Below are 10,144 nucleotides of genomic sequence, written 5' to 3'. Positions count from 1 at the left end.
GCAAGCCTCCTCGCCGTCGTCGCACTCGGAGCCGCCCCCGCCCCTCCCGTCGAGAAGGACACGCCATGCCAGCAATCGTCATCACCGGCGCCCAGTGGGGCGACGAGGGCAAGGGACGCGCCACCGACCTCCTCGGCAGCCGCGTCGACTACGTCGTGAAGTTCAACGGCGGCAACAACGCCGGGCACACCGTCGTCGTGGGCGACGAGAAGTACGCCCTGCACCTGCTCCCCTCCGGCATCCTCACCCCGGGCGTCGTCCCGGTCATCGCGAACGGCGTCGTCGTCGACATCGAGGTGCTGTTCCACGAGCTCGAGGCGCTGAGCGCCCGCGGCGTCGACGTGTCGAAGCTGCTCGTCAGCGCCAACGCGCACGTCATCACCAGCTACCACCGCACCCTCGACAAGGTGACGGAGCGCTTCCTCGGCAAGCGCCAGATCGGCACCACCGGCCGCGGCATCGGCCCGGCGTACGCCGACAAGATCAACCGCGTCGGCATCCGCATCCAGGACCTCTTCGACGAGAACATCCTCCGCCAGAAGGTCGAGGGCGCCCTCGACCAGAAGAACCACCTGCTGGTGAAGGTCTACAACCGCCGCGCGATCCTGGTCGAGCAGGTGCTGGAGGACCTGCTGCAGTACACCGAGCGCCTGCGCCCGATGGTCGCCGACACGTCGCTGGTCCTCTCGCAGGCGCTCGACGCCGGCAGGACGGTGCTGTTCGAGGCCGGCCAGGCCACGATGCTCGACGTCGACCACGGCACCTACCCGTTCGTCACCTCCTCCAACGCGACCTCGGGTGGAGCGGCCACCGGGTCCGGAGTCGCGCCGAACCGCATCGACCGCGTCATCGCGGTCATCAAGGCGTACACGACCCGCGTCGGCGCCGGACCGTTCCCGACCGAGCTCTTCGACGAGTGGGGCGAGTACCTCCGCCGGCAGGGCTTCGAGTTCGGCACCACGACCGGCCGCCCGCGCCGTTGCGGCTGGTACGACGCCCCGATCGCCCGCTACTCGGCGCGGATCAACGGGGTCACCGACTTCGTCCTCACCAAGCTCGACGTGCTCTCGGGCCTCGAGACCATCCCCGTCTGCGTCGCCTACGACGTCGACGGCGTGCGCCACGACGAGGTCCCGGTCTCGCAGAGCGACTTCCACCACGCGAAGCCGATCTACGAGGAGTTCCCCGGCTGGCAGGAGGACATCTCCGGCTGCCGCGAGTTCTCGGACCTGCCGCAGACCGCGCAGGACTACGTGCGCGCGCTCGAGGCGATGAGCGGCGCCCGGTTCTCGGCGATCGGCGTCGGCCCGGAGCGCGAGCAGGTCGTCGTGCTGCACGACCTGCTCGACTAGAAGCGGCGAGGAGCCGGGCCGGGCAGCCCTCTCGGAGGCGGCCGACGTGGTCACAATGGAGCAAGAACATCGGTGACCTCGCGGAGAGACGCGGATCCCGGGCCCTGTCGACGAATCCTTCCTGCGGTGTGGACACGAACGCCGCCGAGCGCGCCGGATAATCGGCGCATGCAGATCTACGCCGACCTCCCGGCCGTCCGCGCGCGGCAGATCCTGGCCGACGCCCTCGCTCTCGGCGTGGCCGTCGTGGCGATCGCCGCGGGGATCGCGGTCGGCTCGCTGATCGCCGGCCTGGCCGAGATCGGCCGTCGGCTCGAGAGCGCCGGCAGCGGCTTCGGCTCGACCATGAGCGACGCCGGGACCACCCTCGGCGGCATCCCCCTGCTCGGCGACGCCGTGCGCGCTCCGTTCGACGAGGCGAGCGGGGCCGGCTCCGTGCTCGCCGCCGCCGGACGCGACCAGCAGCAGCTCGCGAGCGCCCTGGCCGTGGTCGCCGGGCTCGCCGTCGGGGGCCTCCCGCTCCTGCTCCTGGCCGTGCTCTGGCTCCGGCCCCGGCTCCGCTTCGCCCGCCGGACCGCCGAGCTGCGCGCCCTCGGCTCGACCGGCGGCGGAACCGAGCTGCTGGCCCTGCGCGCGCTCACCCAGGCGTCCCCCCGCGACATCCTCGCCGCGCACCCGGACGCCGCCGCGGGCTGGCGGACCGGTGACCCCGCCGTCACCGCCGCGCTGGCGGCCCTCGCCCTCCGCCGGGCGGGGCTCCGGCCCCGCTGACCCCGCAGGACCACCGCGGGTCCGCCGGAGGGATGACGCCGCGAGCCACTGCGGACGACGCCGGCGACACGGGTGCCTCCGTAGCGTCGAGGACATGCAGAACCAGACCTCCTCCGTCGTGGCGCGCGTCGAGGGCGTGCGCAAGCTCTACGGCAGCACGCCGCCCGTCGTCGCCCTCGACGACGTCACGCTCTCGATCGAGCGGGGCGAGTTCACCGCGGTGATGGGCCCCAGCGGATCCGGCAAGTCGACGCTCATGCACGTCCTCGCCGGCCTCGACACCGCCTCCTCCGGCCGCGTGTTCCTCGGGGACGCCGAGATCACCTCGATGAGCGACGCCGAGCTGACCGTGCTCCGCCGCCGCAGCGTCGGCTTCGTCTTCCAGGCCTTCAACCTCGTCCCCACGCTCGACGTGCGCGGCAACATCCGCCTCCCGTTCGAGCTCGACGGCCGCTCCGTGACCGGCGACGAGGAGCAGTGGATCGCCCGGCTGATCGAGTCCCTCGGGCTCCGCGAGCGCCTCACGCACCGGCCCCACGAGCTCTCGGGCGGGCAGCAGCAGCGCGTGGCGATCGCCCGCGCCCTCGCCACCCGGCCGCAGCTGATCTTCGCCGACGAGCCCACCGGCAACCTGGACTCGCGCACCGGTCGCGAGGTCCTCAGCCTGCTCCGGGCCTCCACCCGCGAGTACGGCCAGTCGATCGCGATGGTCACCCACGACCCGATCGCGGCGGCCTACGCCGACCGCATCGTCTTCCTCCGCGACGGAGCCGTCGTCGACGACCGCCGCGGGATGAGCGCCGAGGAGATCTCGCGCGCGATGCTCACGATGGAGGGCGCGGCGTGAGCGGCGTGCGCACGGGCTCGAGCCAGGGCGGGGGCGCCATCGTCACCGTCGCCGCACTCGCCGCGGCGTTCGGCGCCGTGCTGGTGCAGGTCATCGCCGACATGGTCGCGGCCTTCGCAGCCGCGGGGATCGACGGCATCGGCCAGGTCGCCCTCATGCTCGGGATGGTCGGCGCCGTCTTCTTCGGCATCGCCGTGTTCGTGGGCGGGATCGTCACGGCCAACGCGGTCTCGACCGTCATCGCCGGGCGCACCCGCGAGATCGCCCTGCTGCGCCTGCTCGGCGCCTCCGGCCGGTCGCTGCGCAGCGGGATCGTCCGCACGGGCCTCCTGCAGGGGCTCCTCGGAGCGGCGATCGGCCTGGTCGCCGGCGTCGCTCTCGTGGCGCTCGCCGCGGAGCTCGCCATCCGGAGCGGCACCCTGCCCCGCTTCGACTACCCGCTCGTCTCGCCCGGCCTCGTGCTGCCGCTGATCGCCGTGGTCGCCTCGACGGTCATCGCCTCGTGGTCCGGATCGCGCCGCGTGCTCGCGGTCGCGCCGTCGCAGGCCGCCGGATCGTCCGCCGAACCCCGCTACGAGGAGCTGCGCGGCCGCACCGCCCGCAACATCACGGCGATCGTCTTCGTCGTGGTCGGCGCGCTGCTGCTCGCCGGCGGCGTGGTGTTCGGGCTGGCCAACCCCGGCGGCGTCCTGCTCGGGCTGGTCGGAGGCATGGCGTCCTTCACCGGCGTGATCCTCGGGGCGCCCGTCCTGCTCCCTCCGCTCACGGCCCTCGTGGGCCGCGCCTTCGGCCGGGGCCCCGTCGCCCGCCTGGCGTCCGCCAACGCCGTCCGCAATCCGGCGCGCAGCGCCCGCGCCGTCATCGGACTGGTCATCGGAGTGTCGCTGGTCACGATGTTCGCGGTCGCCGCCGCCACCTTCGGCACGATCATGGAGCGCTCGGGCGAGACGAACCCCGAGGTGATCGCGGCGTTCGAGCAGTTCATCCAGGTGAGCACCGCGGTGATGAGCGTCCTGCTCGGCTTCTCGGTCGTCCTGGCCGCCGTCGGCATGGTCAACACGCTGTCGCTCAGCGTGCTGCAGCGCCGGCGCGAGCTGGGCCTGCTCCGCGCGCTCGGCTTCACCGGCTCGCAGGTGCGGTCGATGGTGGTGCTCGAGGCGGCGCAGATGATCATCGCTGCCGCGGTGCTCGGCATCGTGCTCGGGATCGTCTACGGCTGGTGCGGCGCGATCTCGGTGTTCGGCTCGCTGCCGGGCATCGGACTGATCCCGCCGACCGTCCCGGTGCCGATCCTGGTGGCGGTGCTCGTGGTCGGTGTCGTGATCACGGTCGTCTCGGCCGTGCTGCCCGCCCGCCGCGCCACGAAGGTGTCGCCGGTCGCCGCTCTCGCCGTGGCCTGAGGACCGGCGCCACGTAGAACCCGCGGCCTGAGGATCGGCGCCCTCACCACGGAGGACCCGGTGCCCCGAGGGCCGGCGCCGCGCAGAACCCGCAGCCGGAGGGCCGGCGCCCTCACACCACCGAGAACCCCGCGGCGAGGGGCTCCCGCCCGCTCAGCGCGAGCAGGAGCTCCTCGCCGCGTCCGGCTCGAGCGGCCAGCCCGCCGGTCAGCGCGCAGCACGCCTCGACGGCCTCGCCGGGCAGCACGTGCGGGATCCCGGTGGCCCGCGAGACGTCGAGCGTGTGCACGACCAGCTCGAGCAGCCGGGTCCGGAGGTGCTCGTCCAGCTCGATCGCGTGGTCGCCCACGGCGACGAGGCGGCCGGGACGGTGGGCGGCGACCAGCTCGACCGCGCGGCCCGCCGCCTCCGCCAGCGCCTGAGCCGGCCTGTCGCCGAGCAGCAGCCCCGCCTCGACCCCGCGCCGCGCCACCGCCGCGGGGTCGGCGACGTTCCCGGCCAGCGCGGCGTAGTAGTCGAGCGCGTCCTCGATGGTCGGCTCGGGCGGCTCCGGAGCGAGGAGGTACGCCTCGACCGTCAGCACCGCCCGCAACGCGTGGCCCGCGAGGCCGCGGACGTCCCAGACGCCGAGCCCCGGCTGCTCCCACTGGTCGTCCCGCACCTGCGCGAGCAGGCCGACGAGGGCGGCGGCGGCGGACTCGAACAGCGCGGCGGTGCTCATGGAGCCATGCTGGCACGGTGCCCCACACTGATCGCATGAGCAGTCCCCGCCGCCCCGGTCCCGTCACGCTCGTCGGCCGCTCGATCGTCCTCGAGCCGCTCGCCGCCGACCACGTCGAGCCGCTCGGGCGGGCGATTGGGCATCCGGAGGTGTTCGCCGGCGGCTACGGAGGAGGACCCGCCGGCCTCCCCGGCACCCCGGAGGAGTTCCGCGCCTTCGTCGACCGCTACTACCCCTGGGGCACGGGCCTGCCGTTCGCCGTGCTGCAGGAGGGGCGCGTCGTCGGCACGACCTCGCTGGCCGACTTCGACGAGACGCGCGAGGCTGCCCACCTCGGCTGGACGGCCTACGCGCCCGAGACGTGGGGCACCGTCGTGAACCCGGAGGCGAAGCGGCTGGTGCTCGGGCTCGCCTTCGACAGCGGCTACGAGCGGGTGAAGCTCCAGGCGGATGCGGTGAACGCGCGCTCGCGGACCGCGATCCTCCGCCTCGGCGCCGTGTTCGAGGGGGTGCTCCGCCACGACCAGCGGCGGGCCGACGGCTCGTGGCGCGACACGGCCGTCCACTCGATCCTCGCGGCCGAGTGGCCGGCCGTCCGCGACGCGCTCGACCGCCGGATCGACGCGGCGCTAGCGCTCCCCGCCTCGACCGCGCAACCGCTGACCGGGCGGCCGCCCGAGGAGTAGGAAGGAGGCATGGAACGCATCCACTACGCCGGCAGCTCCGTGCTGACGGGTACCGCCATCGCGCGGTCGCTGCTGGCCTACGCGGAGGCGCTGGCGCTCACCAAGGGGTCGATCACGGTCGACATCCCGATCCGCCAGGAGTCCGGCCGGCCCGGACGGGCGGCGCTGCTGATCGGACCGGCGAGCCAGCTGTTCTCGGAGTCCGAGGACGACGGAGCCGAGGAGCTGCTCGACGAGGAGCTCGTCGAGCGCTTCACCCGCGAGACGGCCCGCCTGGGCGTCTCGCACCCCGTGGCCGAGGAGGACGGCGGCGCCGGGCCCCTCTCCGCCGTCGACACCGAGATCCCGCACTTCCACGGCGAGGACGACTCCTGGTGAGCATCCGGGGCGCCGGTAGGATCGACACTCACGACTCCGCCCGACCCTTCGCGGACGGGCGACTTCCCGAACGGAGAACCGCCTGATGGGGCGACTGATCTACGACTCGACCCTCGAGGCCGACTTCGACGACCGTCTGCTGGCGCACCTGCAGATCGTGATCGGCTCGAAGCTCGCGCGCAACGAGTCCTTCTACTTCTCGTGGAAGGACTCGCAGGCGGTCGGCGACGGACGCACCTCGATCTGGCTGCACCCCGCCATCCCGCTGCGCTTCAAGTACCACGGCGGCCGTGCCCCGAACATCAACCCGGACTGGATCCGCCAGCTGCTCGCCGACTCGCACACGGCGCACGGGCTGCGGATCAGCGAGGAGCCCCACGGGACCGCCCGTCAGAGCGAGGAGAGCATGCTGTGAAGCGCGTCGAGATCATCTACGGCGGAGCGCCGTTCAGCCTGAGCGAGACGTCGGCCGCGGAGGTGCGCGAGAGCATCGACCGCGCCCTGGACGGCTCCGCGTCGCGCTGGATCACGGTGAACCAGGGCGAGGGCGAGCCTCGCGAGACCTCGATCCTGATCACGCCGGGAGTGGCGTTCTCGGTCGCCGACGTCGCGCACTGAGGTCGACGCCGCGGTCACGGTGATCGCCGCCGCTCACGCCGCCGGCCCGGGCCGGGGCGCTCGCACCGCCGGCCCGCCTCGGAACGACTGCCGTCCTCAGCGCACCCGCGCCGCTCAGCCCGCCAGCACGCGCGGGAACTCCCCCGGGATCTCGCTCGCGAGGTACCCGGCCGGGCCGATCCGCGCGGAGAGGCGCGTGTCCGCCTCCGTGTGCAGGAACGCGCCCCAGGCGGCCGCGCCCATCGGGTCGACGCCGCGCCCGCGCAGGCCCGCCGTCGCTCCGGCGAGCACGTCGCCGCTGCCCGCGGTGGCCAGCCCGGGGTGCTCGCCCTCGATCCGCACCGCGTCGCCGTCCGGCGAGGCGATGGTGTTGAACAGGCTCACCACCGCGCCGTAGCGCTCGGCGACCGCGAGGGCGGCCCGCTCGACGTCGTCGACCTCCTCGCCGAGGAGCCGGGACGCCTCCTCCGAGTTCGGGGTCAGCAGGAGCCGGCCCGCGAGCCTCCGCGCGAGACGGCGCTGCCCGGGCAGGACTCCGAGCGGGAAGGCGTCGAGGTGCACGGCCGGCACGTCGTCGAGGAGCGGAGCGAGGGCACGGAGGGTCGCGGCGGTCGCGCGCGGGTCGTCCAGGCCGGGTCCGATCAGGGCGACGTCGGCGGAGGAGAGCTCGCCGGCCAGGACGTCGAGCCCGCGGCCCGAGACGGAGCCGGTGCGCGTCTGCGCGAGGGGGACCACTCCGCACTCCGGCAGCGCGACCGCGGTGGCCGACGCGACCGACTCGGCGACGCAGAGCGTGATGCGCCCCGCGCCGGTCCGCAGCGCGGCGATCCCCGCGAGGATCGCAGCTCCGGGCGTCTTGCGGGCGCCGCCGACGACGACCACGTCGCCGCGGGAGTGCTTCGAGCCTCCGGGCTCGGGGAGGGGCCAGCGCTGCTCGAGCAGGGCGCGGGAGACGAGGTCACTCATGAGGGTATCCTTCTCCGGCTGCGCGGTCGTCGTGCCGGGTGACGGGGGCGCCGGAGCGCTCGAGGTGGGACGTGCGGTTGAAGAGCTCGAGGCGCCACGCGTCGCCGTCGCGGACGAGACGGGTGACGGAGCCGTTGGCGACGGGCGTCGAGGCGCCGATGTCGAGCAGCTCGTGCTCGGAGAGGCCCTCGAGGACGTAGCGGAGGACGAGGACGACCGCGTCGTGGCAGAAGAGGATCGCCGGCCCGGGAGGCGCGGCGACGGCGAGGTGGTCGACGAAGGCGCGGACGCGGAGCGCGAGGTCCGTCCAGGCCTCGCCTCCCGGCGGCCGGTAGTAGAACTTGCCGAGCCACTCGCGCCGCGCCGCCTCCTCGGGCATCCGGGCCCGCACGCCGGCGGAGGTGAGGCGGTCGGTGACGCCGAGGTCGCGGTCGCGCAGGCGCTCGTCGGGGCGCAGCCGCAGGTCGATGCCGGCCTCGCCGAGGGCGAGACGCGCGGTCGCGGAGGCGCGGCGGTAGGGCGACGTCCAGGCGGAGGCGGGCCGCGCCTCCTCGGCCAGCCAGCGGCCGAGCGCGCGGGCCTGCTCCTCGCCGGCGGGGGAGAGCTCGACGTCGGGGTCGCGGCGGTCGACGGCGATCTCGTGCGCCCCCGAGGCCTCGGCGGCGCTCGCCGCGATGTTGGCGAGGCTCTCGCCGTGGCGGACGAGGAGGAGCTCGGTCGGGCCGGTGGAGGAGGCGGGCATGACTCCACGCTCCGCCTCGCGGGCCGGAGGCGCCAGGGGGTTCCGCCGCGGCGACGCGGGTTGCTACGGAGTCGTCAGGGGTTCCGCCGCCGTCAGGGCGCCTCTCCGTCGGCGCGCTCCTCCGCCGAGACCGCCGTGACGACCGCGGTGAGCGTCTCGGGGTCGCTCAGGATGCGGAAGTGCCCGCCGGTCTCGATCCGGACGTTGACCGCGCCCTCGAGCATGCTGCCCTCGGGGATGTGCGGATCGAAGAGGCCGAACACGGAGGTGATCCGCGCGTTCGCTCCGGAGCGGCTCGACAGCAGCAGGGTCGTGGCGTCGCGCGGCGAGAAGGCGCGCAGGCTCCGGAGGACCAGGTAGGGCGCGTAGCGGGAGCCGCCGAACGGAGTCGCCACGGCGACCATCCGGTCGACCCGGCCGTCCGGGTCGAGCTCGGTCATCACGTACTTGCCGATCAGTCCGCCCTTGCTGTGGGCGACGATCACCACGTCGCGGAGCCCGTGCTCGGCGAGGTAGGCGGCCACGTCCTCCGCGGTCCGGGCGACCGGGCGGCCGTTGCGGCCGAGGCTCGTCAGCACGTGGAGAGGGTGCCCGCGCTCGTGCAGCGGATCGATGATCGGGCGGAGGAAGGACCAGGTCTCCCAGATCCCCGGCAGGACCACGACGGGCCGCCGGTCGCCGTCGAGGTAGTCGTCCGGGGCACGGCGCGAGAGGACGCCGCGCACCTGCCAGGCGACGGCGTAGGCGTAGTCGCGGATCCACCAGACGGCGTCGCGGACCAGGCGCCGGAGCCGGCTCATGCGGCCGGCTCCGACCGGAGGGGGAGCGGGGCGGCGGGCCTCTCGCCGAGCGCGGCGGCGAAGCGGAGGATCTCGCGGGCGAGCGCTCCGGGCTCGGTGCGGGGGACGACGTGGCGCGAGCCGGCGAACTCGACGAGCCGCCCCTCGCGCGCGTGGGCCGTGAGCCGCTCGCACCAGTCACGGGTGGCGATCGGATCGTCGCGGCCGCGGGCGACGAGGACCGGCACCTCCAGCCGGGCGACGCGCTCCTGGACCGGATGCCGCAGCATCTCGGGCAGCTGGCGCAGGTACCAGCGCAGGCCGCCGCGCAGGTAGTCGGCCAGCAGGATCGCGTCGACGCCCACCGGCTCGCCGAGGCAGTCCCGCAGCAGCGCGAGCCCCTGGCGGGCCGCTCCGGGCTGCTGCGGATCCACCACCGGCCCGATGAGCACCGCGCCGTCGACGAGGCCGGGCGCGCGCAGCCCCAGCTCGACCGCCACCTGCGACCCCATCGAGTGCCCGACGACGACCGCGCGCGAGACGCCCAGTCCGCGGAGGACCTGCTCGACCTGCCGCGCGTGGTCCTCGAGGCCGACCCTCCGCCGCGGTCGCCCGTTCGCGCCGAAGCCGGCGAGGTCGACGCCGATCACCCGGCCGTGCCGCTTCAGGCGGGCGGCGAGCGGCGAGAAGGTGTGGTGCGACATCCCGATCCCGTGGATCAGGACGAACACCGCGCCCGCCCCGGCCGGACCGGTGTCGACCGTCCGCAGCGTGACGCCGTCGACGGAGTGCTGGATGAAGCCGGAGCGGCGAAGTCGTTTCAGGAGCACTTCCCCAGGCTAGAGATTCGACAGTCGACGTGGTGCGATTCGCCCATCGATTCT

The 10,144-nt window shown here is 74.3% G+C and carries 13 protein-coding genes; 8 read left to right on the top strand and 5 right to left on the bottom strand.

Annotation, left to right across the window (positions count from 1 at the left end; genetic code table 11):
* Nucleotides 1-65 precede the first annotated feature (65 nt).
* The 4 genes from C5C95_RS13395 (at nt 66) to C5C95_RS13380 (ending at nt 4,370) form a co-directional block, all read left to right on the top strand.
* Nucleotides 66-1,352 (top strand): adenylosuccinate synthase, encoded by a 1,287-nt coding sequence (locus C5C95_RS13395; protein ID WP_104222783.1) that lies wholly within the window; start codon nt 66-68, stop codon nt 1,350-1,352.
* Nucleotides 1,353-1,520: 168 nt separating this feature from the next.
* On the top strand, nt 1,521-2,123 hold the full coding sequence (locus C5C95_RS13390; protein ID WP_104234281.1) for a hypothetical protein: 603 nt from the start codon (nt 1,521-1,523) through the stop codon (nt 2,121-2,123).
* A 94-nt stretch (nt 2,124-2,217) separates the two neighbouring features.
* Nucleotides 2,218-2,970, top strand: a complete 753-nt coding sequence (locus tag C5C95_RS13385; RefSeq protein ID WP_104222781.1) for an ABC transporter ATP-binding protein — start codon at nt 2,218-2,220, stop codon at nt 2,968-2,970.
* A complete protein-coding gene (locus tag C5C95_RS13380; protein WP_104247483.1) occupies nt 2,967-4,370 on the top strand; it encodes an FtsX-like permease family protein in 1,404 nt (467 codons plus the stop codon). The genes C5C95_RS13385 and C5C95_RS13380 overlap by 4 nt, the downstream gene beginning before the upstream one ends.
* Nucleotides 4,371-4,482: 112 nt before the next feature.
* Here the strand turns inward: C5C95_RS13380 and C5C95_RS13375 are convergent, their stop codons facing one another.
* Entirely contained in the window at nt 4,483-5,091 is a 609-nt protein-coding gene (locus C5C95_RS13375; RefSeq protein ID WP_104324628.1) for a maleylpyruvate isomerase N-terminal domain-containing protein, read from the bottom strand.
* A 35-nt stretch (nt 5,092-5,126) separates the two neighbouring features.
* On the opposite strand from C5C95_RS13375, the gene C5C95_RS13370 reads away from it, so the two are divergent.
* The 4 genes from C5C95_RS13370 (at nt 5,127) to C5C95_RS13355 (ending at nt 6,773) form a co-directional block, all read left to right on the top strand.
* Nucleotides 5,127-5,777 (top strand): GNAT family N-acetyltransferase, encoded by a 651-nt coding sequence (locus C5C95_RS13370; RefSeq protein ID WP_104324627.1) that lies wholly within the window; start codon nt 5,127-5,129, stop codon nt 5,775-5,777.
* A gap of 9 nt (nt 5,778-5,786) precedes the next feature.
* The gene (locus C5C95_RS13365; RefSeq protein ID WP_104222777.1) at nt 5,787-6,155 is read left to right on the top strand and encodes a hypothetical protein; all 369 of its coding nucleotides are present in this window, start codon (nt 5,787-5,789) and stop codon (nt 6,153-6,155) included.
* 85 nt (nt 6,156-6,240) lie between these two features.
* The gene (locus C5C95_RS13360; protein WP_104222776.1) at nt 6,241-6,570 is read left to right on the top strand and encodes an ATP-dependent DNA ligase; all 330 of its coding nucleotides are present in this window, start codon (nt 6,241-6,243) and stop codon (nt 6,568-6,570) included.
* Nucleotides 6,567-6,773: a hypothetical protein gene (locus tag C5C95_RS13355; RefSeq protein ID WP_104222775.1), complete on the top strand. Its 207-nt coding sequence runs from the start codon at nt 6,567-6,569 to the stop codon at nt 6,771-6,773. Before C5C95_RS13360 ends, C5C95_RS13355 begins: the two co-directional genes overlap by 4 nt.
* Nucleotides 6,774-6,887: 114 nt before the next feature.
* Here C5C95_RS13355 and C5C95_RS13350 read toward each other — a convergent pair whose 3' ends face one another.
* The 4 genes from C5C95_RS13350 to C5C95_RS13335 form a co-directional block, all read right to left on the bottom strand.
* Nucleotides 6,888-7,739: an NAD(P)H-hydrate dehydratase gene (locus tag C5C95_RS13350; RefSeq protein WP_104324626.1), complete on the bottom strand. Its 852-nt coding sequence runs from the start codon at nt 7,737-7,739 to the stop codon at nt 6,888-6,890.
* Nucleotides 7,732-8,481, bottom strand: a complete 750-nt coding sequence (locus tag C5C95_RS13345; RefSeq protein WP_104324625.1) for a histidine phosphatase family protein — start codon at nt 8,479-8,481, stop codon at nt 7,732-7,734. Before C5C95_RS13345 ends, C5C95_RS13350 begins: the two co-directional genes overlap by 8 nt.
* A gap of 92 nt (nt 8,482-8,573) precedes the next feature.
* The gene (locus tag C5C95_RS13340; RefSeq protein WP_104239324.1) at nt 8,574-9,281 is read right to left on the bottom strand and encodes a triacylglycerol lipase; all 708 of its coding nucleotides are present in this window, start codon (nt 9,279-9,281) and stop codon (nt 8,574-8,576) included.
* The gene (locus C5C95_RS13335) at nt 9,278-10,090 is read right to left on the bottom strand and encodes an alpha/beta fold hydrolase (RefSeq protein ID WP_104324624.1); all 813 of its coding nucleotides are present in this window, start codon (nt 10,088-10,090) and stop codon (nt 9,278-9,280) included. The genes C5C95_RS13340 and C5C95_RS13335 overlap by 4 nt, the downstream gene beginning before the upstream one ends.
* Nucleotides 10,091-10,144 lie beyond the last annotated feature (54 nt).

The organism is Rathayibacter sp. AY1B7, from assembly GCF_002932735.1.
Taxonomy (GTDB): domain Bacteria; phylum Actinomycetota; class Actinomycetes; order Actinomycetales; family Microbacteriaceae; genus Rathayibacter.
This window is presented reverse-complemented; position numbering and strand designations above follow the sequence as displayed.

What these genes read in the sequence shown, in the direction of transcription:
- C5C95_RS13395 (WP_104222783.1), top strand. Translation starts at nt 66, where the DNA reads ATGCCAGCAATCGTCATCACCGGCGCCCAGTGGGGCGACGAGGGCAAG.
- C5C95_RS13390 (WP_104234281.1), top strand. Translation starts at nt 1,521, where the DNA reads ATGCAGATCTACGCCGACCTCCCGGCCGTCCGCGCGCGGCAGATCCTG.
- C5C95_RS13385 (WP_104222781.1), top strand. Translation starts at nt 2,218, where the DNA reads ATGCAGAACCAGACCTCCTCCGTCGTGGCGCGCGTCGAGGGCGTGCGC.
- C5C95_RS13375 (WP_104324628.1), bottom strand. Translation starts at nt 5,091, where the DNA reads ATGAGCACCGCCGCGCTGTTCGAGTCCGCCGCCGCCGCCCTCGTCGGC.
- C5C95_RS13370 (WP_104324627.1), top strand. Translation starts at nt 5,127, where the DNA reads ATGAGCAGTCCCCGCCGCCCCGGTCCCGTCACGCTCGTCGGCCGCTCG.
- C5C95_RS13365 (WP_104222777.1), top strand. Translation starts at nt 5,787, where the DNA reads ATGGAACGCATCCACTACGCCGGCAGCTCCGTGCTGACGGGTACCGCC.
- C5C95_RS13360 (WP_104222776.1), top strand. Translation starts at nt 6,241, where the DNA reads ATGGGGCGACTGATCTACGACTCGACCCTCGAGGCCGACTTCGACGAC.
- C5C95_RS13350 (WP_104324626.1), bottom strand. Translation starts at nt 7,739, where the DNA reads ATGAGTGACCTCGTCTCCCGCGCCCTGCTCGAGCAGCGCTGGCCCCTC.
- C5C95_RS13345 (WP_104324625.1), bottom strand. Translation starts at nt 8,481, where the DNA reads ATGCCCGCCTCCTCCACCGGCCCGACCGAGCTCCTCCTCGTCCGCCAC.
- C5C95_RS13340 (WP_104239324.1), bottom strand. Translation starts at nt 9,281, where the DNA reads ATGAGCCGGCTCCGGCGCCTGGTCCGCGACGCCGTCTGGTGGATCCGC.